A 23,233-nucleotide genomic window follows, 5' to 3' on the forward strand; every position below is an offset into this window, starting at 1 on the left:
CTTAGTTACTTTTTCTCATCGTCCACTACGGTATAGTCGGCGTCCACGACCTTTTCTCCCTTAGCTTGGGAATTGTCTGCGCCTTCTCCTGGCCCTGCACCGTTAGGTCCTGGACCTTCTTCCTGACCTGGAGCACCTTGGGAATAAATTTTAGTACCTATTTCCGAAGCCCTCTTGGTGATGGACTCTTTCGCAGCGTTGATACGACCGATATCACCAGATTCGATCGCTTCTCTTGCACGTTTGATCTCGTCATTCGCCAATTGTTTTTCACTGTCAGAAAGTTTATCCGCAGCGTCAGTAACCGCTTTTTCCAAAGAATAAGTGATCGTATCCAGCTCGTTCTTAGCTTCTACAAGTTCTCTAGCGGCTTTGTCTGCAGCAGCATGAGCTTCTGCATCTTTTACCATTTTAGAGATCTCGTCTTCGCTTAGTCCGGAAGAAGATTCAATACGTATCTTCTGCTCTTTACCGGTTCCCAGATCTTTTGCAGAAACATGCACGATACCATTCGCATCAATATCGAATGTAACTTCGATTTGAGGAACTCCTCTAGGTGCAGGTGCAATTCCGATCAGATCGAATCTTCCAAGTGTACGGTTACCGGCAGCCATATCTCTTTCTCCTTGGAGAACATGGATAGACACTGCATTTTGATTATCCGCAGCAGTAGAGAACACCTGGGATTTTTTAGTTGGGATCGTAGTGTTTCTTTCGATCAATTTGGTCATCACACCACCCAAAGTCTCGATACCGAGTGAAAGTGGAGTTACATCCAAAAGAAGAACGTCTGAAACTTCTCCCGCTAAAACTCCACCTTGGATAGCAGCACCGATTGCTACTACTTCGTCTGGGTTTACGGAACGATTCGGTTCTTTTCCGAAAATTCCTTTTACAAGTTCTTGAACTGCAGGGATACGAGTGGATCCTCCCACTAATATCACTTCGTCAATGTCGGAAGCTTTCAGTCCAGCATCACGTAACGCGTTCTCACATGGAATACGAGTTCTGTCCACTAGACGACCAGTCAACTGATCGAACTTAGCTCTAGTAAGATTCATATCCAAGTGTTTTGGTCCAGTTGCATCGGCAGTGATGAACGGAAGATTCACTTGTGTGGACATGGTTCCGGAAAGTTCTATCTTCGCCTTCTCTGCAGCTTCTTTCAAACGTTGAACGGTATTTTTATCTTGAGAGATATCGATTCCGTATTGTTTTTTGAATTCTTCGATCATCCATTCCATGATGACCATATCAAAATCATCCCCACCTAAGTGAGTATCACCGTTAGTGGATTTTACTTCGAATACTCCATCACCTAACTCAAGGATAGAAACGTCGAAGGTTCCACCTCCCAAGTCATAAACTGCGATCTTAGCGTTACTTTTTTTCTTATCGAAACCGTAAGCCAGTGCAGCTGCGGTAGGCTCGTTGATGATCCTTTCTACTTCTAGACCAGCAATCCTACCTGCATCCTTAGTCGCCTGACGTTGTTCGTCATTAAAATAAGCAGGAACAGTGATGACCGCCTTGGTCACTTTTTGACCAAGATAATCTTCTGCAGTTTGTTTCATCTTTTGAAGTACTCGAGCGGAGATCTCTTGAGCAGTGAATTCTCCGGTAGCAGTTTCAAATTTTAATCCGTCGTTACCGCTGCGGATCACTTTATAGGAAACGTGCTTCATCTCTTGTTCGGTCTCGTTGAATCTGCGTCCTATAAATCTTTTTGCGGAACGAATAGTATTTACCGCGTTCGTAATTGCCTGGTTCTTAGCAAACTGGCCTACCAAAGTTTCTCCCTTAGCGGTAAAAGCAACGATAGACGGAGTAGTTCTAGCACCTTCGGAGTTTTGGATTACAACCGGGTCTCCACCTTCCATAACGGAAACGCAAGAGTTTGTGGTCCCTAAGTCGATTCCGATAATCTTCTCTTTTGACATTTTGGTTCTCCTTCCGCCATTGGATCCTTCCCTCGGCGGTTATTCATGATTTAATACGTTCTCTATTCAGGCGTTATTGCGCCTAAGGCCCAAAGCGATTAAGCTTTAGGTTTTCCAATTCTCACCCTTGCAGGTCTTAAGGAGAATTTATCTTCATTTTCCTTAATATAGAACCCTGCTTGATAAACTTCGATCACGGTTTCCTCTTTGTATTGGTCCCCTTCTTCAGAAGACAATGCTTCCATCAAAGTTGGATCAAATGCCTCACCCTGAGGATATTGTCTGAATACGTTGGACCTTTCCAGTACGGAATAAAATTCCTTTAAGATCATTGTGACTCCGTCCACGAAAGGTTTTAATTCTTCCGTAACATTTACACCCGAGCCTACACGATCCAAATTATCGATCGGGTTCAAAAACTCCGTTACCAAAGATTTGACTGCTTCCCTTTTAATATTAGAAAATTCTTGTGCAGATCTTCTCTTATAATTCTGAAACTCGGCTCTTTCTCTTGTCCAAGAATCTTTTAAAGATTCGATCTCTTTTTTCGCAATATCCAATTCCTTACGTAAAGTTTCTTCTACACTTTCCGGTTTTTTGGAATCTTCCGAATTTTCTCCGGTAGGAGTTGCGACCGCTTCTTCTTGACTCATCTCTCTATCATTTCCTTGCATGGTTCATTACTACTTACTAATACGCGTGATCATCTCCGAAACCAGTTTCGAAGTAAAATCTACAAGCGGAAGCGCTCTATGATAATCCATCCTTTGAGGACCTATGATTCCCATGGCGCCTATCCTTTTTTCTCCCATTCTATATCCGGAAGTAATGATACTCACACCGCCCATTCTTCCGTCTCCGTCCTTTCCTATAACGGTATATACTCCGTCATGTTCTGGATAATCTCCGAACATCCCGGTGAGGAATCTTTTATCATCCAGTAGGGAGAGAACCTGGTTGAGTTTTTCCTCTTCGTCCTTAAATCTTCCGTATAAATTTTTAAGGCCGTCGATATACAAAGACACTTCGGAGTTATCCGGAGTCATTGCAGAAGAGATCACTCCTGACACTTTATAAAAATCTAATGGCCCGTCTTTTCTCAGTAATAGAGAAGGGATCACCTTCTCCTGGATCTCGAACATATCATAACCTTTTGCGTTATCGTTCAGATACTTTGAGATCTGATACAACTCTTCCTGGCTATAATTCCGATCCAAGAATACGCTCCGGTTTAGTACCGCACCGGATCTCATTACCATGATCATCAGGACCTCGTCCCCATGAACGTGGATCAACTCCACATGTTTGAGAGTATCCAAACTTTTTGCTGGTCCTAATACAACCCCAGCAGAATTAGAAAGACTTGCCAGAACACTTGCAGTAGCTTTCAGGATCTGATCCAGCTTGAACTGCATCTTCAGATATTCTTCTTGGATCCTTTGCTTTTCCTTAATGGTTAGCTCATAAAGAACCACCAATGAATCCACATAGAATCGGTATCCTATCTCTGTCGGGATCCTTCCCCCAGAAGTATGGCGAGAAGCAAGATACCCCATCTCTTCTAGTTCTTTAAGAACTGTACGTATAGAGGCCGGGGACAAACCTATATCATGTTTGTCGAATAAGGTTTTAGAGCCAACTGGACGGTTCTCTTGGATAAACTCGTCCACGGTGGCTTTCAGGATCATCCTATGTCTTTGGGATAGTTCCATATCTATTCTCATTGGCACTCTGCAAGTTAGAGTGCTAAAGCACCTCTCAAGTTTCCGTAAGATTCCAAAAAAGTCAAGAATTTTGGATTTTAAGCAGTCTTAGAGCTCGTCTGACAGAAAAAATATGCAAAGAACTATCCCATAAGGGATAAAATTTGAATTTCCATCCAGTGGAACTTCTGCCATTATACTTTCAAAACAAAGGAAGAAGGCCTGTAGGATTCGGATCTATTTTCAATTTAAGACTGACTTAGAATAGGTTCCAAAAAAAGATCTCCGTCCTATATAGAAAGGAATCTCAATGTTATTCAAACTCAGGCTTTATTATTTTTTCTCTTATTCCATTTTCACTTCTCTGGTCCTGGGATCCATACTCGGGCTATTCTATATTTTAGGAATTCTTCCTACTGAAAAATTAGGATTTGCTTCTTCCATCTCTGCTGGAGTCGGAGTTTTCTTTTCTTTGTGTATGGGAATTTTTTCTGGTACCTGGCTTGCTAGCACATTCCAAATCATTCAAGATTCATTCAAGAAGGTCAGCAAAGGAGACCTAACCGCTAGAATAGAAACAAATTCAAAAGATCTACTTTTTGATTTTTACGAAAGTTTTCATAGAATGTTACAAGGCCAATCCGAGTTGATCGGCCTGATCCGAAGCACAGCAGAAAATCTTTCTACAGAATCTGGAGAAATGAGAACTGTTGTTTTAGATTTCGGCTCCAATATACAATCCCAATCTGCAGCCACGGAAGAAGTTTCCGCATCTATCGAAGAAATTTCAGGTGTCGCAACTTCTATCTCTTCCATAGCAGGGGAGAACGCGAACAGCATGAGCAATTTAGTTTCTGAAGTGGAGAAACTTTCTTCTGCGATCGAAAAAACGAAAGGCCAAGTAGATGAGACCTTAGTTTCTTTTGAAGATATTTCTAAACGTGCAGAGAAGGGTTCCCAGTCCTTAAATTATATGGGGCAGGCAATAGATAATCTTTCTAAAAGTTCTAAAGAGATCACTAAGACTATCGGGAATATAGCCGATATCAGCGAAAAAATTAATATGTTAGCACTTAACGCTTCTATCGAAGCTGCAAGAGCAGGAGAAGCAGGAAGAGGTTTTGCTGTAGTTGCAGATGAGGTTTCCAAACTTGCGGAAAGAACCGCTTTAAGTGTAAGAAGTATCAACGAATTGGTGAAAAAAAACCAGGACGATATGACCCAAGGTTTGGAAAGGATCCAGATCACCACGAAAGAGATCCAAGAAATTATAGAAACAATAGATAGAATGTCCGCGCAAATTACGGAAGTCCGAGCCGCAGTCAATTCCCAACAAGAACTCAGAAACTCAGTTTTAAAAGAAGCCGACTTTGTATTCAAACGTTCGGACGAGATCAGAAATGCAGTCACAGAACATAATACTGCAACCAGAGAAGTTGTGGATTCGGTTTCTTCTATCAGCGCCTTGGCAGTGAATAATTCGGAAAATAGTGATACTTTAGCCGAAAGAATTTTAGGTATTTCTAATACCGCAAATAAACTTGGAAATACTGTGGAGATGTTCCGGATAGCTACGAAAGCAAAAGTAACCGAGAAGTTACTGGATTCCAAAACTCACGAACTTAAGTACACAGCTGCAATCGGAAAATTATATTACGTTAAGAAGTATGATCTGGTAGAGATTGTCTGGACCGAAAATTTCAGTTACGAAGGTTATCGGGAGATGTTGGAAAAGGGTTTGGAACTTGTAAGGGAAAAACAAGTAACCAAATGGATGGCGGACACTTCCAATATGGGAATCGTTTCTGCAGAAGCACAAACCTGGGTGAACGAAACCTGGTTTCCTAAAGCAATTGCTTCTCCTTTAAAGAAGATCGCAATAGTGATCCCTCAATCTGTATTATCCGAACTTTCTATAGATACTAAATCAATGAAGGCAGGCAATATAGACCTGATCAACACTCCTTCCAGAGAAGAAGGAATGCGTTGGTTGACCTCTAAATAAGAAATTATTTGGTATCGTTCTAAGCTCCGTTTTAAATTTTAGTTTCGGAGCTTGATTCTAATAATGCAACAATTCGATAATGTAACAGTAGTTAAAAAAGCGAACGTATACTTTGACGGCAAGGTCACTAGCAGAACCGTATTATTCTCGAATGGAGAAAAAAAGACACTAGGTATCCTAATGCCTGGAGAATACGAGTTCGGAACTGATGATAAAGAAATTATGGAAATTTTAGACGGAGATCTTTTGGTCCAACTACCTGGGAATCCTGAATGGAAGGAAATCAAAGGAGGACAATCTTTTGAAGTTCCTGCAAATTCCAAATTCAAACTGAACGTTAAAAAACTAAGCGACTATTGCTGTTCCTACATTAAATAATAATTTAGCAAAGCCGAGGAGACTCGGCTTTTAGGAAAAAGATGGGCGCTAAAAAAAATAACCCGAAAAAACAAACGGAGACGATCGAAACTCCACAACCTGCACCCGTTTTGACAGAATCAGGGCGGACTGTTGCTTATAGCGACGCGATCTTTTCTATTGCATTAACCCTAATGGCACTTGAAATAAAGATCCCTACTCCAGAACAGATCGGCTCCAGAAATCTATTGATCGCCTTGGGAGAAGCTTGGCCGGCTTACTTAAGTTTTTTGATCAGCTTTATGATAATTACCGTTATCTGGACAAACCATCACACAATATTCAGATACGTCAAGTATGTGGATCATAACTTAACCATTCTAAACAATTTACTTTTATTGAATATAATCATTATCCCTTTTTGTTCCGAAATGCTGGGAGAATACATTCTTCTGGGAAACGAGAATTCAAAAATTGCTGCTGTAATCTACGGCGGTTGGATCGCATTGGGAGGAATTCCCTTTAATCTAGTTTGGAGATATGGAGTTAAAAAAGAATATCTCAGAAGTCCAGAAGCTAACCTTGATGAAATAGAGTTAATCTCCAAACATTTTATAAAAGGTCCCTATATTTATTCTTGTGTGACACTTCTTGCATTCATAAATGTTTGGCTGAGTATCGCTGGATTTGTGATTTTAATTCTGATGTATTTAGTCCCGACAACTTGGCTCTTTCGAAAAAAGAAACCAGTTTGAACTACTTGACAAATCCATTTTTCTAGCTACACTTCGCTCAGAGTCTGCTTAATCCGACAAAAGTCGGAGCGGAGGAACCAAATTTTGGGGCTAACCGTTTCTTACGGGGGAAATCTCTCTTTCCTAGCCCGTCAGCTAACTTCGTAAGCATGGAGAGAAGACAGGAATCCTTCCAATCTTCCCGGCTCATTCTGACCCTGGGATTTTTTCATCCATTGAAATAGTTCCGGGGAAATTATAACCTAGGAGGCGAAAATGAAAGTTCTAATTTCGTTTGCCAATCCCAAGATGGGAGCAAAACTTTTTGGGCTAACAAGGGCCCTATTCTCTAAATCCCAAGAGAATCTTTCCATAGTAGCGTTACACGTCGTTTCGGTAGAATCTCAATCAGAAGGATTTCCAATATTAGAAGAAGATGAAATTTTCCAAGCAGTTAGAGAAGAAGCTTCCGGTTCAGATTTCAGTTTTGAAACCGTAGGATTTCCTTCCGACTGGATTGTACCCGGGATTGTAGAAATTGCAAAAAGTAAAGAGATCGATTTACTGTTGTTAGGTGCTGCACGTTCTTTGTTCTCTGATAATTTACTTGGAGGGAAAGTAGGAGATGTGCTTAGACATTTGTCAGAATTGGACGTAGCAGTTCTTGCAGATAATGGATTAGTTTCTCCAATCGAGCCGATTATCTATTCTCCAGGTTTGGACTCTGCTCCCCTCTTCCCATTTTCTTCCGGTCTTTCTACTTTTATAGAAAAACCGATCCCGGTTCTTTCAGGAGTCAATCAATCGGAGTTTGGAATCAGCCAAACAAATCAGTTCAAACCTTGGATCCCATTTTCTTTAAACGCTGCTGCGGACCAAACCAAGAATTTGGCAATTTTGGATTATAATACTTATAAATCCTTTCACTCTGTTCTATTGGATAGACAAGGACTCTCATTCCTGATTTTGAGAAAGGGGACTTGAGATTATAATCTAATATTGGAAAAACTATACTCCGAGTATAATGTTTTTATAAGAATAAGAATTCAATTTCTCAATAACGTTATTCGAATATTATGGCCGCCTTACTAACAATAGGCGGTCTTTCTTTAAAATATTATCTTTTCCTTGCCTGAAAATACGGAGGCTTAGATCCTTTCCGAAACCGGAAGGCGCCCTTGAAGTCTAAAATTTTAAATCCTGTTCTAATCCTTTTTGTTCTATCAATAATTTCCGCCATATCGATATTCATTTTTGTGATGACTTATTCTTCTCCCACGGTCAGAAGCCAATCATCAGCGACGAATACCGAAATCATCGGCTTAATCTGGTTAGTAATTACTGTATTAGTTTTATATAATGCAGGGATTGCCTCCTTTCGAAATCTGTTTTTGGAAAAATTTTCAGAAGCACAAGAAGGTTTAGGAAGTCTCAAAGCTTTGTTCTTTAGCGTCGTAAGCCTTGCGTTGTTCCTGATCGGCTCCAAACTAGGAAGTTTATTCAAGACGGATATTAGCACTCCGGAACTTCTAATGTCAGTTCCAATTATCTTCGTAGCAACCTGGGAAAATTTTCTGACTAAAACGATAGGTTTAAAATTTAGATCCGTCTATCTGATCGTTACGGCAATATTTCAAATTATAGTTTATATTAGTTTTATGCTCTCATTTCTTACGCTGGCGAGTTTGGACGGATTCGACTGAAACATAATCCGAACTGTATTTTAGAACGGATCATTAAAATCGATTTTTGAAAAAAATCGGACCCCGTCGGATCTAAAGACTTTTTACCGTCTTAAATTAAATGCCGACCATTTTGGATTTCGTTCATAGCGTTTTTACCCGGGTTTATCCCAAAGATTCCTTCATATTCAAAGAGGGAGAAGAATCCGACGGAAATATGTATTTCCTTTTCCAAGGGCATTTGATGGTCAGCAAGAATCGCCCGGAGGCTGGAGACAAATCCATCAAGGAAGTTTTTCCTGGAGAATTTTTCGGTGAGATCGCTTTGATTTCGGGAAGAGCGAGAGCGATGTCGGTCCAGGTTCTTTCTCCTTCTGCAAAGCTTGGAGTTCTGAACAAGGGCGTTTTCGAAAAACTAGAAAAAACAAGTCCTCAATTCTTACTTTTACTTCTCAAAAACACTTTCGAAAAACTGAATCGAGCCGAGCTGAAACTCGAAGCTCTTTATACTGAGATCCATAAAAAAGAAGAAGAATCCAAAACTACAGAATCTCCGGTAACTGAAAAAGAAGTAGAAGCAGACACTGAAACAACCCAAGACCAAGCTACCGAAGAAGCTGCAGTAAACAAGGAATCATAAGATGGGAATTAATATTTTAGAATTCATCAATAACGTATCCGTTAAAACCTATCTTGCCGGAGAAGATGTTTTTAAGGAAAAAGATCCTTCCAACGGAATGATGTATTTCGTATTCACGGGCGCTCTGGAAATCAGAAAGTCTTATGACGGAGAAGAAAGAGTGATCCGAAATTTAGAACCTGGATCCTTTTTTGGAGAGATCGCATTGATCAATAACGTACCTAGGGCAGCAACCGCAAGGGTGATCACTGAAAAAGCAAAGATAGGTATCTTGGACCAGGAAATGTTCTATAGGATCGGACAAACAAATCCTAAATTTTTCTCGCTCCTTCTAAATACTACAATCCAAAGATTGGTTTCTGTAGAAGATGAGATTGCAAAATTAAGTTCAGGACAACCTATCCATCCGATCCGAAACAGGGATTAATTTCCGATCAGGCTACCTTCTTCTTTTTGGAAACCTCTGGCGAAGGAGTATCCGAAAAGTATCTACTTAACAAAAACGTAAACAAGTAACATTTAGAAACTCCGTGTTTTCTCGCGTAATTGCCTAAAAGATTCCAATCTTCCAGGTCCGGCCTAAAATTCAGGCGATTCCAATCTTTCTGCCTACCATCTTCCTTTTTTTGATACATCATCAAAGCGGAGTCAGGATTTAGTTTCTCTTGGAACTGCAAATCAGGTCCATATAATTCCAATAGATCCTTTAGGCATGTTGCTCCCGGTCGGGATCCGTTCCAGTTCCTGAGATAATTTTTATACAACTTATCCGGTAATATCAAGGTGCAAACTGGCATGGATTCTCTGGGAGACTTTGCCTTCCAAGATTTACTTTTAATCGGTTTAGGGTTTAATATTAGTTTCAACTTCATATTCGTCCCGGTCTTAGCCCTGGCTTACCGCTTACGTTTTTTCGCTAGAAATTCGGAAAAATGTTTCCGTGATCCGACTTTCCGGTCTGAATCAAATCTAATAAGAAAGGAGGATGGAATGTCGGAACAAAAAGGTCTGGAATACGCAGTTTTAGGTGGAGGCTGTTTTTGGTGTGTAGAAGCGATCTACCAATTGGTGGATGGAGTAGAATCCATTGTCTCTGGATATGCAGGAGGACATGATCCTGCACCAAATTATAAATCAATCTGTACAGGGCTTACAGGTCATGCAGAAGTGATCCGAGTTGGATTCGATCCAAGTAAGATCTCCTACAAAAATATTCTAGAAATTTTCTGGGAAGCTCACGATCCTACTACCAGAAATAAACAAGGTAACGACGAAGGCCCTCAATATAGAAGTATCATCTTATACGAAAACCAAACACAAAAGGAATTTGCAGAAACTTCTAGAACAGAAGCAGGATCTAAGTTTGCTTCTCCTATTGTGACCGAAATTGTTGCTTTAGAAAAGTTTTTCCCTGCGGAAAATTATCACCAAAACTATTTCAGACTAAACTCAGGACAGCCTTACTGTCATTATGTGATCAGGCCTAAGATAGAAAAATTCCTAAAAAGTAAAACTCACTGAGGTAAAATCACTAAAAACGCAGTACCATTAGAAGAAGTTTCGAATCCTATAGTTCCACCGTGGTTTTCCACAATACGTTTTACTATATCCAATCCGAGTCCGGAACCTTCTCCAGGAGCTTTGGTTGTGAAGAATGGTTCGAAAATTCTTTCTTGTATCGATTCCGGAATACCAGGCCCTGTATCCGAAATCTTAATGCAAATCTTGTCTTTTTCTCTATTACCAACGTTTATTTTTAGAATTCCTTTAAAGCCCATCGCTTGTGCCGCATTATAGATGAGGTTGGTCCATACATGCAATAGATCATCCGAATATCCTGGAACAATCGGAATCCCCGCTTCATATTCTTTTATGATCTCAATACCGGACTTCAATTGGTTTTGGTAGATTGTAAGAACAGTATCTATACTTTCTCTAATATCTACAGGAGCTTTAGGTCCACCATTGCTGAAATGAGAGAAGTTTTTAAGTGCGTATACAATTTTAGAAGTCCTGTCTACCGACATATCCACTAATTTGGAACTTCTACTTGCTTGGATCTCATCCAAGGCATATTGGATCACTTGTTGGATTTTTTCTCCGGTGAATAATTTCGGGAAATCTTCTAACGCTGCTTCTAATCCGGCTTCAATCAAACCTTCCGCTAAATTTCTGGATTCTAAAATACCGAGTTCTTTTAATCTAGATTCTAAAATTTTAGTTTTAGCTCTTACTACCTTAGGAGGAATAATTTCTTGGTAGGCTCTTCCTTTCTTTAATAAAGTTTGGAATTCGATCTTGGCTTCGTTACCCAGATTTTCCAAAACGGAAGCCGCTTCTTGCATTCTATCTAATACACGATCAAAATGGCTTTTGACAGATTCGTTTGCAGCCCTGATCACACCGATCGGATTATTGATCTCATGAGCAATCCCTGCGACCAACTGTCCAAGAGAAGCCATTTTCTCTGAAAGTATCAGTTGGTTTTGGGTTTTTTGAAGATGTGCAAGTGCGGATTCTAATTCCGTTTTTTGTTTTTCGATCAATTCGTTCTGAGCGGAAATCTCATTATTTAAGATCTTTAATTTTTCCGCTTCCTTTTTGGAAGAAACATCTTTTACCATATTGATCATTCGCCTTTCTCCATCGATCACAGTGAATCGTGTGGAAAATTCCACCTGGAGATAACGTCCATCCTTAGTTCTGAATGTTACTTCTTCGTTATGTAAAAATCCGTCTTTTATGATCTTTTCTTTAAAAAACTCTCTCTCGGTAGAACTCAACCAGATACCAAGCTCCACACTTGTGCGACCGATCGCTTCGTCTCTTGTGAACCCAAGTAATTCGATAAAACCATCGTTAATATCTACGTATGTTCCATCTTCAAAATTAGAAATAGATGTGGCATAAGGACTTAATTTGAATACTTTAGAGAATAATTCCTGGCTAGCTTTGATCTCTTCGCCCGCGATATGTTTTTCGGTAATATCCTGCCCGGTCCCATAACCAATTATGGAATCCTTATATTTCCCTTTAGCCAAAATATATCTGGTTTTTCCATCATCTCCCTTGGCCTTAAAAATAAATTCAGTGGAGTAAGAAGGATCATTAAAATGTTTTGCTCCTTCCGCAAGGATAGATACGATTCTCTCCTTATCATCCCCTTCTACATATTTTTCTAAAAACCGATCCATTAATATAGTAACGGATCCTTTTGCGGTTTTATCCCCAAGCATGATACGATATTCTTTAGTTAAGGTTACTTCCTTAGTCTCCAAATTCAGAGTGATCCCACCTAATTTGGCGTGGATCTGTGCTCTGGATAATTCTTCTCGTATTTTAAATAATCCTGATAAACCGAATTTCATTAGGATCCAGGACATGAAGAAGCCGACCGAATTTCCGATGAATGCGGACCATTCTCCAGTTGGAAAACTTGGAGCTGGAATCATCCCTTTGGATTTTAAATAAATACTTAAGAGTCCAGTGAAGAAGGAAAGAAGTGCGTAGAATAAAGCTCCGCCTTGTCCTAAAATTAAAGAAGCTAGCACTATAATGATCATAAACTGGGAGAATGATGTGGCGTAGACCCCACCTTCTCTCATTGATACGATACAAAGGGCCAACCATTGCAGGAAGATCATGATATTTGAGCCGAGTTTAACCCTTCCTGATTTAGCGAGAAGGTGGCAAATGATCACGGCAGTTGGAATAATATAGAAGGAATAATAAACGTTCTTAGGTTTTTCGGAAATAAGGGGATGAATAATCCTATATAAAACCGCAACTGTGAAGGTAATATACATCAGACCATAAAGAAGTTTGATCGAAACGTCTTTTTCAGGGTCGGCGGATAATGGAGGATAAATCGATCTTTTAAGACGTTGTAGATTCATTCTTAATGCCGTGGACTTTCAAATAAGAATTTCTTACGCGGGATTGAAAAGCGGGATTTAAAAATCCGAATAAAATTCAAGTGTGCAAGAACATTTCGTTAATCCGAAATATCTAAATTTTTGATCGATTTATCTCTTATGTATCGGTTTTAAATGAGAACCATGAACTTGCTGAAAATTTTATTCCCTTCTCCTTTTAAGATCCATAGGCTAGTGGAAGTTCTAAGTATACTTCTATTCTTAGTTTTTTCCGGACTATGTCTGTATGAGTTCGGAACACTATCCTGGTCGGCTTTCCAAGATACCCCTTGGATTTTTTTATCAGAACTTGTAGCTCTCTTATTCTTAGCTTATATTACTGCTGACTTTCTTTCCGGTTTTGTTCATTTTTTAGGGGATAGTTTCGGGAACGAATTTACTCCATATATCGGACCCGCTTTTATTTTTCCTTTTAGGGATCATCATGTAGATCCTAAAGGTATCACTCGACACGATTTTGTGGAGACTAACGGGAATAATTGTCTAGTGTCACTTCCCATTCTTTTGTATTGCTTTTTTGCTCCGTTGGAGAGCGGAAACTTTCCTTGGGCCAGAACATTTTGGATACTTGTTCTGGTCGGGATCTTTTTCACCAATCAGATCCATAAATGGGCCCACCAAGATGAGCCGAATAAACTCATCAAATATATGCAAAAAAAGCGTTGGATACTTTCTCCAGAGCATCATAAAATACACCATACTGCTCCATACGATACGTATTTTTGTATTACGACAGGTTGGTGGAATCCGCTACTTCATAAGATCCGATTCTTTCCAACTGTGAAGAAGTCGGTGGACTACTTTCTAAATTTTCTGCACATCGGTTAGTACGAACATCGTTCTTTACTTCAAATTTAGTTTTGAATTTTCCTTGATTCCATTTCGGCAAGGAGGAGGATCGCGGGTATGCTTCGTTTTCTTTTCGCATCCTTCGTTTGCGTATCTCTAATCGTTTCTTGTTCCGCGAATATCGCGCTAAAAGGAGAGATCCTTCATCCTAAAACCGCAGATGGTTGGGATATTACCCTGGAACATTTTCCTCCTCTACAAGGAACCGCTAATAAAAAATATCCTGTGATACTCTGTCACGGATTCATAGCGAATCGTATTTATCTTAAGATAAATGAAAAGTCCTCTATAGTAGCACATCTTCAAAAAGAAGGTTACGATGTTTGGCTTTTAGAGTTAAGAGGAAAACAAGAAGCAGGATCTCCTTCTTTATTCTGGGGAGATAAAACTTTTGATTATTCTATCGATGATTATATAAAACAAGATGCGGATGCTGCGATCCAATATGTTCTCAAAAACACCGGTAAAGAAAAGGTAAATTGGATCGGTCATAGTATGGGAGGTATGCTCCAATACGCAAGACTCGGAAGTTTGGGCGAGAACAGAGTGGCTAACTTCGTGGCGATCGGCTCTCCTGCGGTTATGGATCCGCCATCTGACGCTTTAAAATTATGGTCCAGCTTTACCTGGGCATTAAATTTATGGCCTGCAGTTCCAACTGAAACTTGGTCCGGAGTCAGAGGAGGAACAGGGCTTCCTATCTTTCCTAAAAGAAGTTTCGAAGAAGTATTTTGGCATGCACCGAATATAGATCCTAAAATTGTTTCCGGGATCTTTACCGATTCCATAGCAACAGTTTCCAAAAGAGAAGCAAGACAGATGGATAAAATCGTAGAGACGGGCCAATTCCGTTCGGAAGACGGCAAACTTATCTATTCTCAAGCTTTCGGAAATATCAAGATCCCTGTACTATTAGTTGCAGGCAGAAGGGACAAACTAGGATTCACATATTCTCTCCGATATGTTTACGACCAATTAGGTTCTACGGATAAAACCTTATTCGTACTTTCTAAAGGAAAAGGTTTTTCAGAAGACTATGGTCACACTGACCTAGTCGTAGGAAAGAAGGCGGATGACGAAGTGTTTCCGACTATCATCCACTGGTTGAACAAAAGAAATTAATTCCGGATCATAAAATGAAATTCAAAAATAAAATCATATTCTTCTTATTTGCCATTCTACTATTTTTCTCCTGCACAAGATATGCAGTAATTACGGAAGAAGCATTTAAAAATCAGACAGCAAACATAGCGTCTAATGTATATCTGACCAATTTCCTAAAACACAGCTCGGATTATCCACCTGTTCTACTTTTAGATCCGATCTTAGTGAATAAAAAGTCTTTATATCTTGGAGATTATAACGGACTGATCGGAGTGTTAAGCGGAAACGGTTTCTCAGTTTTCCTTTTACATTTCGAAGTATACCCCGGATTAGATCTGAAAGAAGTGGGAGAAAAGCTGATCCCTCAAGCAGTTTCTCAAGTCCAAGGCTTAAGCAATCGTAAAGATTATATTTTAGGTGGAGTCTCAGTAGGAGGCCAAGCAATTCTACATTATATCCGATCCAAAAAAGATCCTGCGATCTCCAAGGTTTTCTTTTTAGGAACCGGAATGGATTACAAATATAACGATAGTTTCATAGATGATATGAAAAAAGAGAAACGATTCGGAACTGATCTTTCCAATTCTTGTAAAAACAAAGATAGTTTTTGTTCTAGATTTATCTCTTTAGACGAAGACAATCCTACTACTTTATATCTTTACCAAACATTATGGAATTATCTTCCTTCCTTAGAAGAAAACCCGAAAGTTTGGGCCGACTTCGAGTTAATGGATTTTCCGACCCTATTTGTTTCAGGCAAGTTAGATAATATCGCTACTTCTGAATCCATTCATCCGGTTTATCGTAGAAAAAGAGGTTTCACTCAATTTTTCGAAGCAGGACGAGACAATGGCGGAAAAATAGATTACGATCATCTTTCTTTATTCGCACACGAGTCCGCTCCTTCTGATATTTATCAAAAGATAGCAGATTGGTTAGCTAAGAAGAAGGGAGAATAATCCGAAGTTTTTTATGGATACGCGATGTTGGAATTCCAACATCGCATAAACTATAAAATCCTTTGTTTGTAGGAGTTCCTATAAACCCAAAGGATTCTTAATTTCTTTCTTCGGTTTTACAGGAGAACAAAGTCCTCGAATACGATTCCATTCTTTACTCGAAATTCCTAATTTTCCTTTTGGGTAATTCGGATGCGAGATGATATTCTTAACATATTCTATCCTGTCCTCTGTGGCGGGATGAGAACTTAAAAAATCCGGGATTTTTACAGCTCCATCTTTGGAGACTTCTTCTCCCTCTTGAGGAACCTCGTATTCTTCTTGGATCCTTTTAAAGAAGGTTAGGAATCCTTCTCCTGTTAGATTCGATTTTTTTAATTTTTCCAAAGCAATCTCATCTGCTTCCGATTCATATTCTCTGGAAAATTTTTGGTCGTAGATCGTGACGCTTAAGACCTCGTAAAGAGAATCCATGTTTTCCAACATGTCCACTCCCTCGAATCCAGAACCAATTCCTAAAGACAATAACACAACATTCCCGGCAGAACGGATTTGTCTGCGAACCCCATGCCTTTTATGAATATGTGCCATCTCGTGAGCCAATACTCCCGCAAGTTCTTCCGGAGTTTCGGTCTTCTTCAATAACTCGGTAAAAACTACTATGGTACCGCCAGGCATTGCGAATGCATTAAACACCTCGTCATCGATTACGATAATATCATAATCAAATGGATCATCAGTATCCTTCAGCTTTTTACTGATCTTCTTCATTGTAGATTTTAAAGCAGGAGACGAACATTCAGAAAAATAATCTCTGACCCATCCGGACATTACTTCTGATTGTTTTTTATCGTAACTAGTCGGGACAAAAAAGTAAGCATAAGAAAGACCTGCATTATATACTGAAAAAGCTAAAAATGCAGTTAAAGCCAATGCGCCAAGTTTAAGAGCAAAATGAGCATTCTGCCATAGATCTAAAAGAGGGAATTTATTCTGAGACTTTCTGCCCGCAAGGACAGAACCGTAACTTTCTTTAGAATAGAATACTACAACGAAACTATACGTAGGATTTTCCGGATTCCTGATCTCTAATCTGAATTCTCTACCTACAGGATCTAAGTTTAGAATATCGGAATATTGGAAACTAAAGGATTTCTGCTCCGAAAGAAAGACTAGCCTGTCTTTTTCCGGGACAAGATCCCCTTCAAAAGGAATTGCGGTTTTTCCATCGTATAGTTTATCTTTCATGTGTATATTGGACTGGAATTAATCGAATATATCTGCCAGAGCTTCCAAGGAACTTTCGAATCCTTCTGCCAACGCGGAGGCTCCTTTATCAAATTCCGGCTGGATCTGGCTCAGATCCGGTTCCACTTCTAAAGAAATCGCTTCGTAGAATAATTTATACCAAATTACTGCAATCCAAGGAAATGCCAAACCTAGGGAGAATAAGATCGCCATATAAGAAAGAATGGTATAAACAAGTATATCTTCTCCCTTTAAATTGGACTTAAATCTGATCCCATTTACCGTTGTTTGATTCCAAAAATAATTGTAAACATTTGCCTGCCACCAAGAAGCATAAAATCCTAATGTAGGTAAAAGTAGAAGGAAACCTTTCAGATGGATCCAGAATAAAGAACCTCCTTTTCCATCGAATTTAAATCCTGCATTTCCGTAATATGTATTCTCTATCTGAAATCTTTTCAGTCGGATCGTGAACCAAGGAGAATAAAATCCAAAGGTAATAATCGTAAGCGGAAGTCCTACTAAAAAAATTTTAACAAGTTCCAGAACTCTTCCCGCAAAATGAAATCTGATATTATTATAGGAAGTCCTACTTAGATGGAATCTTAATCTTCCTACAAAGATAAAAGGTCCTAAAATATACAGAAGAAGAAAGATCGGAATTAAATTGGAAAGAGGCTCAAGCTCGGCGCTAAAGACCCACCATTGTAGAGGGAATTTAATTGCACAGAATAGTATAATCGCGATCGGAGCCGCTTTCAAAAATCCTAAAAACCTTTCCAGACCGGTAGCATGGAAATCGAATCTTTGTCCTAAAAAGACTGTATGTTGTCTTAGATATCTTTCTACTCTTACTCTTGCCCAAAAAGAATAAATGCCTAATGTACTGATCGTAGCCAAAGCATTAAAAAGATATAATTTAAATAGGTCCCATCCGGCCCCGTCAAACTTGGCGCGAGTCGTTGAATTTTCCATTCGATTCTCCTGAAAGAATTCCCTATTCGAAGATCAGGTAGTTATACCAAACATTACAAATAGAGGGTCAGATTAGATCCGAGTTTTCCCATCTGCAAGAAACAAATTTACAAGAGACTTCTTTTTACTTGGGACCGGATCAATTTATACTATCCCGGACGTTTCCAATCCAGTCTGTCCAAGACCTTTTTTATATCTTCCCAGACATCTCTTTTTAAGGGACTATTCTCCCCACCGTTGCGGATTACGTAACTGGGATGGTAAGTTGGCATAACAGGGATCCCATGAAAATCTCCCCAATGCCCTCTAAGTTTGGTGATCCCTTCTTTTGTTCTCAGAATAAATCTAGTAGAAGGATTCCCTAAGGTAATAATCACTTTTGGCTGTATGATTGAAATTTGTCTGAGTAAAAACGGAGAACATGCGATTACTTCGTCGTCTTCGGGAGGCCTGTCTTTTTCGAATTTTAGATCTACAGTTGGTCTACATTTAGTAACGTTCGCGATATAGACACTATCTCTCGGAACTCCAATCCCTCTTTCTATAATCCTAGTTAATAATTCTCCTGCTTTTCCAACGAAAGGTCTGCCTGTCAGGTCCTCTTGTTTTCCTGGACCTTCTCCGATGAACATAATATCTGCGTTCGGATTTCCTTCTCCGAAAACTGTTTGGGTCCGAGTAGTGCTCAATTTACATCGAACGCAAGGAGCCACTTCCTTTGCGATGATCTCCAACTCTTTCTCTTTTGAAGTTTCACTCATACCTGCTCTTATCGATAAAGAGAACCCGTTATCCTGCAACCAATTTCCCAAAAAGTGACTGGAAGAATTTAGATATGTTCTTTATTTTAGATCCATGCACGGGCATCATCATCATTCTCACGATGATCATCATGGACACTCTCATTCCCACTCAGGAGATCCTCATTCTAGTTCTATGCCTGAGAACTCCCGTGCATTCTTATTTGCATTTCTTTTAAACTTCGGATTTGCAGGGATAGAATTTGTAGGTGGGTATTTTTTTAATAGCTTAGCAATTCTTTCTGATTCTCTTCATGATCTGGGAGATAGTGGTTTCTTGGCTCTCGCTTGGATTTTTCAAAAGATAGCGGCAAAACCAAGGACCCAAACCTTCACATTCGGTTACAGAAGACTCAGTCTTTCTGCTGCATTAGTAAATTCTTTTGTTCTATTTTTAGGATCTTTCGGGATCTTATTCTTTGCTATTACCAAATTAAACGAACCTGGCTCTCCGAATGGTTGGGGAATGTTAGGTCTCTCCATATTAGGTGTAATTGTAAACGGAGCCGCATTATTCAAATTAAAGAATAGTTCCGGTTTGAATGCAAAAACTGCATTCCTTCATCTTTTGGAAGATGTGCTAGGATGGGTTGCGGTATTCTTTGGTAGTATTGCTCTGATCGTATTCGGATGGTCTTGGGTAGACCCTGTATTATCTATCGCCATCTCTCTTTGGGTTGGGATCCAATCCTTCCGCAATTTAAGAAAGATACTTCTCTTACATCTTCAATCTTCTCCCGAAGGGATCGATACAAAAGAATTAGAAAATCGTATCTTAAAACTGAAAGGAGTTCGTTCAGTCCATGATCTTCATCTTTGGTCCATGGATGGAGATTATCATGTTCTAACTCTTCATGTAGGTGTTCAGGAAACTTCTATTGCGGGGGCCCAGAAGTTAAAAGAGAAGATTCGTAATATTACCAAAGAATTTCATATCCCTCATGCAACTGTAGAAGTAGAACCTGCAGGCGCAGAATGCCCTTACCAAGAATGTTGATGTGACATAATCAGATAGGGAATTTCCCTAAAAAATATCCAAACCCCTAACAGCGGTGGAAGCCCGGCACAAGCGGACCTTCTATACTTGACAGTGGGGAAACTACCCGGATTTTGGTTGGTATGAACCAAAAAACAGCTAAACTTCTCAAAAAATACGCGGAAGCAAAAGGTATTAACGAGAAACAAATCAAACGTGAGTGGCTGGTATTAAACGAATTTCAGAAGGACCAGAAAAAACAGGAAATCCTGAAAGAACTGGTTAAAAAATAATCCGCTCCTGATCTTTTTAAGACCGATTTCATAAAGTCGGTCCGCGTATTTCCGGATCGGTACTCCGAAACCGGACTTTCATTTTTCTGAATCAACCATTCGTCCAACATCTAAATGGAAGAAATAGAACTTACCAAAGAATTTCGTTTCGATGCCGCTCACTTTTTACCGAACGTTCCGGAAGGTCATAAGTGTAGAAGGATGCATGGCCACAGCTTTCGATTTAAATTACATCTGAAAGGTAGGGTGGACGAAAAAACTGGTTGGTTGATGGACTTCGCAGAAGTCAGCAAGGTTGTTAAACCTTTACTCGAAAACTATTTAGATCATTATCTTCTAAACGAAATAGAAGGTTTAGAAAATCCGACCAGTGAGAATATCAGCATCTGGTTGTGGAAAAAACTGAAACCCGAGCTTTCTCTTTTATACAAGATCACTTTAAACGAAACCTGTACTAGTGCATGTGTTTATAACGGACCTTCTGAGAAATAAAAGATGAGTTCTTCTTCCAAGTCGAACAGTGTTCGAACGAAATCTCATTCTAAAAATCCGAAGGCCATTGTTCTTTTCTCGGGTGGATTAGATTCTACCACTTGTTTGTACCAAGCAATCCAAGATGGTTATTCTCCTATTGCTCTTTCCTTCGATTATAATCAAAAACATAAACAAGAACTCAAATCTGCCAAAAAGATCACAAAACTTTTAGAAGTACCACATCTGATCCAAAAATTGAATCCTGAATTTTTCCAAGGTTCTTCTCTTACTGAAAAGAAAATCAAGGTACCCAAAAATTCTTTGGGGCATTCTGAGATCCCAAACACTTATGTTCCGGGAAGAAATATTTTGTTTTTATCCTTTGGAGTTTCTTTGGCAGAAGGTATCGGAGCCCAAAGACTCTATATAGGTGTGAATGCTTTGGATTATTCGGGTTACCCGGATTGTAGACCCGAATTTATAAAAGCGTATTCAGATGCGATCCGTATTGGGACTAAAACTGGAGCAGAGGGTCATCCACTTGAGATCTGCACACCTTTGCAGTTCTTAGATAAAAAAGAGATCGTGTTATTGGGCTCTAAACTAGGTGTTCCATTTTCTATGACTCATTCTTGCTATGATCCCGCGGGAGGCAAACCCTGCGGAAAATGTGACTCCTGCTTGCTTCGAAAAAAGGGTTTTCAGGAAGCAGGCGTCCCGGAAAAGTGAACGAACAGATTTTAAGGCATCGGTTTTGAGGAATTTTCCCCTGCCGCCGTCCATAGGAAGCTAATATGGAACAGTTCGTAAGCTACCTGACGATATTTTTAATCGCAGTGTTCGTAGGAATCGAGGTCATCAACCGTATTCCTCCTTTATTACATACCCCTCTTATGTCAGGCTCTAACGCCATTTCAGGGATTACAGTCATCGGAGCGATCTTAACTCTTCATACTACAAATCATTGGATTATTCAAGTATTGGGATTTATCGCAATCGTTGCAGCAACCGTCAACGTAATCGGAGGGTTCGTAGTAACTCACCGTATGTTGGGAATGTTCAAGAAAAAGGATTAAACCATAAATGGAAAAAGCGTATATCAACCTCATTTATCTAGTTTCAAGTATCCTTTTTATCATTGGATTAAAGCTACTTTCTCATCCTAAAACTGCGGTAAGAGGAAACTTTACCGGAGCGCTTGGTATGTTTCTCGCGGTTGTAGGTGTATTCTTCGAATACGGAACTATCAACCAAAGTGATATCATCATTATCGGGTCAGCACTCTTAGTTGGAACTGCAATCGGAACATTTATCGCTCTTAAAGTGGAAATGACAGGAATGCCACAGCTAGTGGCGCTTCTGAACGGACTCGGAGGACTTGCTTCCTTCTTAGTTGGTGGAAACTCCTTAATGGAAATCCTACAACCCGGTCATGATACGAAACAACTTGCTGATCTTCAGTTTACAATCTCTACTGCGGCAACCGGTATTATCGGAGCAGTAACTCTTACAGGAAGTTTGATCGCTTTCGGAAAACTGCAAGGTTTGATCTCTGAAAAAGCGGTTCGTTACTTCGGAGACCAGATCGTAAAAGTTCTATTTTTAATCGGTTCACTTTACCTAGGTTACTTGAATGTAACTGAGCCTACTAAGATCGATTGGTACTGGTACATCGTCCTAGTAGCTTCTATCCTTGGGGTTCTGTTAGTAATTCCGATCGGTGGAGCGGACATGCCGGTGGTAATCGCTCTTCTTAACTCCTATTCAGGACTTGCAGCTTCTGCAACTGGATTCGTTTTAGGAAACAATGTACTAATCATCTCAGGATCACTCGTTGGAGCTTCCGGTATCCTTCTTACGCAAATCATGTGTAAGGCGATGAATCGTTCCCTTCCGAACGTTCTTTTCGGAGGAATTGGAGCAGCTACTTCTTCTACTGATTCCGGAGACATCTATACTGGAAAAACAAAAGCAACTTCTGCAGAAGAAGTTGCGATGTTACTGGATATGGCGCAAAGAGTGGTTATCGTTCCTGGTTACGGAATGGCAGTTGCTCAAGCTCAGCACGCAGTTCGCGAACTTTACAACCAACTTACCGATAAGAATATCGAAGTTGAATTCGCGATCCACCCGGTCGCAGGAAGGATGCCTGGTCACATGAACGTTCTATTGGCGGAAGCTGATATTCCTTATGACAAAATGAAGGAAATGGACGAGATCAACCCTACTTTCAATACTGTAGACGTAGTGATCATCAACGGTGCAAACGACGTGGTAAACCCTCTGGCAAAAACAGATCCAGGTTCCCCGATCGCAGGAATGCCGATCTTAGATGTGGATAAAGCAAAAACCATTATCGTGATCAAACGTTCCTTGAGCCCAGGATTTGCAGGAGTTCCTAACCCGCTCTTCATCCAAGAAAACTGTCTCATGTTTTTCCAAGATGGTAAAAAAGCCACCCAAGAAATCGTGACTGCACTCAAGGATACCTGATAAGAATTTTCCGAAAATTAACGGAAATGATTCTTGCAAAAGGGAGGCTATGGCCTCCCTTTTTTT

At 39.9% G+C, this 23,233-nt stretch carries 25 protein-coding genes and 1 riboswitch; of the genes, 17 read left to right on the top strand and 8 right to left on the bottom strand.

Translation table 11 applies throughout. The features are described 5' to 3' along the window. Positions 1-5: 5 nt before the first annotated feature. From dnaK to hrcA, 3 genes are all read right to left on the bottom strand, one after another. Positions 6-1,940: a molecular chaperone DnaK gene (gene dnaK, locus CH377_RS01695; RefSeq protein ID WP_100722105.1), complete on the bottom strand. Its 1,935-nt coding sequence runs from the start codon at positions 1,938-1,940 to the stop codon at positions 6-8. Between the two features lie 98 nt (positions 1,941-2,038). Then, complete coding sequence (gene grpE, locus CH377_RS01700; RefSeq protein ID WP_100722782.1) at positions 2,039-2,593, bottom strand: nucleotide exchange factor GrpE; 555 nt, start codon at positions 2,591-2,593, stop codon at positions 2,039-2,041. A 30-nt stretch (positions 2,594-2,623) separates the two neighbouring features. After that, positions 2,624-3,652 carry a heat-inducible transcriptional repressor HrcA gene (gene hrcA, locus CH377_RS01705; protein WP_086448592.1) on the bottom strand — a complete coding sequence of 343 codons (1,029 nt, stop codon included), beginning with the start codon at positions 3,650-3,652 and terminating at the stop codon, positions 2,624-2,626. Between the two features lie 301 nt (positions 3,653-3,953). Here hrcA and CH377_RS01710 point away from each other — a divergent pair, with 301 nt between their 5' ends. The 7 genes from CH377_RS01710 to CH377_RS01740 all read left to right on the top strand — a co-directional run bounded on the left by CH377_RS01710 (position 3,954) and on the right by CH377_RS01740 (position 9,488). After that, positions 3,954-5,648, top strand: a complete 1,695-nt coding sequence (locus CH377_RS01710; protein ID WP_100722106.1) for a methyl-accepting chemotaxis protein — start codon at positions 3,954-3,956, stop codon at positions 5,646-5,648. A gap of 63 nt (positions 5,649-5,711) precedes the next feature. Then, positions 5,712-6,026 (top strand): pyrimidine/purine nucleoside phosphorylase, encoded by a 315-nt coding sequence (gene ppnP, locus CH377_RS01715; protein ID WP_100722107.1) that lies wholly within the window; start codon positions 5,712-5,714, stop codon positions 6,024-6,026. A 41-nt stretch (positions 6,027-6,067) separates the two neighbouring features. Further along, positions 6,068-6,760, top strand: a complete 693-nt coding sequence (locus CH377_RS01720; RefSeq protein ID WP_100722108.1) for a TMEM175 family protein — start codon at positions 6,068-6,070, stop codon at positions 6,758-6,760. A 35-nt stretch (positions 6,761-6,795) separates the two neighbouring features. Beyond that, a riboswitch (cyclic di-AMP (ydaO/yuaA leader) is annotated at positions 6,796-6,924 on the top strand. A gap of 91 nt (positions 6,925-7,015) precedes the next feature. Beyond that, positions 7,016-7,723, top strand: coding sequence for a universal stress protein (locus tag CH377_RS01725; protein ID WP_100722109.1), 708 nt, complete (start codon positions 7,016-7,018; stop codon positions 7,721-7,723). 194 nt (positions 7,724-7,917) lie between these two features. Next, positions 7,918-8,442 (top strand): hypothetical protein, encoded by a 525-nt coding sequence (locus CH377_RS01730; RefSeq protein ID WP_100722110.1) that lies wholly within the window; start codon positions 7,918-7,920, stop codon positions 8,440-8,442. A gap of 100 nt (positions 8,443-8,542) precedes the next feature. Further along, positions 8,543-9,061 (top strand): Crp/Fnr family transcriptional regulator, encoded by a 519-nt coding sequence (locus CH377_RS01735; protein WP_100722111.1) that lies wholly within the window; start codon positions 8,543-8,545, stop codon positions 9,059-9,061. 1 nt (position 9,062) lies between these two features. Continuing rightward, positions 9,063-9,488 carry a cyclic nucleotide-binding domain-containing protein gene (locus CH377_RS01740; RefSeq protein ID WP_100722112.1) on the top strand — a complete coding sequence of 142 codons (426 nt, stop codon included), beginning with the start codon at positions 9,063-9,065 and terminating at the stop codon, positions 9,486-9,488. A 7-nt stretch (positions 9,489-9,495) separates the two neighbouring features. On the opposite strand, the gene CH377_RS01745 is transcribed toward CH377_RS01740, so the two are convergent. After that, positions 9,496-9,933 (bottom strand): DUF1564 family protein, encoded by a 438-nt coding sequence (locus tag CH377_RS01745; protein ID WP_100722113.1) that lies wholly within the window; start codon positions 9,931-9,933, stop codon positions 9,496-9,498. A gap of 118 nt (positions 9,934-10,051) precedes the next feature. On the opposite strand from CH377_RS01745, the gene msrA reads away from it, so the two are divergent. Continuing rightward, positions 10,052-10,582, top strand: coding sequence for a peptide-methionine (S)-S-oxide reductase MsrA (msrA, locus tag CH377_RS01750; RefSeq protein ID WP_100722114.1), 531 nt, complete (start codon positions 10,052-10,054; stop codon positions 10,580-10,582). Here the strand turns inward: msrA and CH377_RS01755 are convergent. After that, the gene (locus CH377_RS01755) at positions 10,576-12,957 is read right to left on the bottom strand and encodes a PAS domain-containing sensor histidine kinase (protein ID WP_100722115.1); all 2,382 of its coding nucleotides are present in this window, start codon (positions 12,955-12,957) and stop codon (positions 10,576-10,578) included. The genes msrA and CH377_RS01755 overlap by 7 nt on opposite strands. A 153-nt stretch (positions 12,958-13,110) precedes the next feature. Here CH377_RS01755 and CH377_RS01760 point away from each other — a divergent pair, with 153 nt between their 5' ends. The 3 genes from CH377_RS01760 (at position 13,111) to CH377_RS01770 (ending at position 15,908) form a co-directional block, all read left to right on the top strand. Next, positions 13,111-13,824, top strand: coding sequence for a fatty acid desaturase CarF family protein (locus CH377_RS01760; RefSeq protein ID WP_100722116.1), 714 nt, complete (start codon positions 13,111-13,113; stop codon positions 13,822-13,824). Positions 13,825-13,902: 78 nt separating this feature from the next. After that, on the top strand, positions 13,903-14,967 hold the full coding sequence (locus CH377_RS01765) for an alpha/beta hydrolase (RefSeq protein WP_100722117.1): 1,065 nt from the start codon (positions 13,903-13,905) through the stop codon (positions 14,965-14,967). Between the two features lie 14 nt (positions 14,968-14,981). Continuing rightward, positions 14,982-15,908 carry an alpha/beta hydrolase gene (locus CH377_RS01770; RefSeq protein WP_100722118.1) on the top strand — a complete coding sequence of 309 codons (927 nt, stop codon included), beginning with the start codon at positions 14,982-14,984 and terminating at the stop codon, positions 15,906-15,908. A gap of 78 nt (positions 15,909-15,986) precedes the next feature. On the opposite strand, the gene CH377_RS01775 is transcribed toward CH377_RS01770, so the two are convergent. The 3 genes from CH377_RS01775 to CH377_RS01785 form a co-directional block, all read right to left on the bottom strand. Then, positions 15,987-17,156 (bottom strand): M48 family metallopeptidase, encoded by a 1,170-nt coding sequence (locus tag CH377_RS01775; protein WP_100722119.1) that lies wholly within the window; start codon positions 17,154-17,156, stop codon positions 15,987-15,989. An 18-nt stretch (positions 17,157-17,174) separates the two neighbouring features. After that, the gene (locus tag CH377_RS01780) at positions 17,175-18,131 is read right to left on the bottom strand and encodes a YjgN family protein (RefSeq protein WP_100722120.1); all 957 of its coding nucleotides are present in this window, start codon (positions 18,129-18,131) and stop codon (positions 17,175-17,177) included. A gap of 149 nt (positions 18,132-18,280) precedes the next feature. Continuing rightward, the gene (locus tag CH377_RS01785) at positions 18,281-18,892 is read right to left on the bottom strand and encodes a uracil-DNA glycosylase (protein WP_100722783.1); all 612 of its coding nucleotides are present in this window, start codon (positions 18,890-18,892) and stop codon (positions 18,281-18,283) included. A gap of 94 nt (positions 18,893-18,986) precedes the next feature. On the opposite strand from CH377_RS01785, the gene CH377_RS01790 reads away from it, so the two are divergent. The 6 genes from CH377_RS01790 to CH377_RS01810 all read left to right on the top strand — a co-directional run bounded on the left by CH377_RS01790 (position 18,987) and on the right by CH377_RS01810 (position 23,167). After that, positions 18,987-19,928, top strand: a complete 942-nt coding sequence (locus CH377_RS01790) for a cation diffusion facilitator family transporter (protein WP_100722121.1) — start codon at positions 18,987-18,989, stop codon at positions 19,926-19,928. A 122-nt stretch (positions 19,929-20,050) separates the two neighbouring features. Beyond that, positions 20,051-20,200, top strand: a complete 150-nt coding sequence (locus CH377_RS19625; protein WP_008594055.1) for a hypothetical protein — start codon at positions 20,051-20,053, stop codon at positions 20,198-20,200. A gap of 114 nt (positions 20,201-20,314) precedes the next feature. After that, positions 20,315-20,692 (top strand): 6-carboxytetrahydropterin synthase QueD, encoded by a 378-nt coding sequence (gene queD, locus CH377_RS01795; RefSeq protein WP_100722122.1) that lies wholly within the window; start codon positions 20,315-20,317, stop codon positions 20,690-20,692. A 3-nt stretch (positions 20,693-20,695) separates the two neighbouring features. Beyond that, a complete protein-coding gene (gene queC, locus CH377_RS01800; RefSeq protein ID WP_100722123.1) occupies positions 20,696-21,403 on the top strand; it encodes a 7-cyano-7-deazaguanine synthase QueC in 708 nt (235 codons plus the stop codon). A 65-nt stretch (positions 21,404-21,468) separates the two neighbouring features. Continuing rightward, positions 21,469-21,750 carry an NAD(P) transhydrogenase subunit alpha part 2 gene (locus CH377_RS01805; protein WP_008594681.1) on the top strand — a complete coding sequence of 94 codons (282 nt, stop codon included), beginning with the start codon at positions 21,469-21,471 and terminating at the stop codon, positions 21,748-21,750. A gap of 7 nt (positions 21,751-21,757) precedes the next feature. Next, positions 21,758-23,167, top strand: coding sequence for an NAD(P)(+) transhydrogenase (Re/Si-specific) subunit beta (locus CH377_RS01810; RefSeq protein WP_100722124.1), 1,410 nt, complete (start codon positions 21,758-21,760; stop codon positions 23,165-23,167). The last annotated feature ends 66 nt before the right edge of the window (positions 23,168-23,233 follow it).

It is taken from the genome of Leptospira haakeii (assembly GCF_002812045.1).
GTDB classification, from domain to species: domain Bacteria; phylum Spirochaetota; class Leptospiria; order Leptospirales; family Leptospiraceae; genus Leptospira_B; species Leptospira_B haakeii.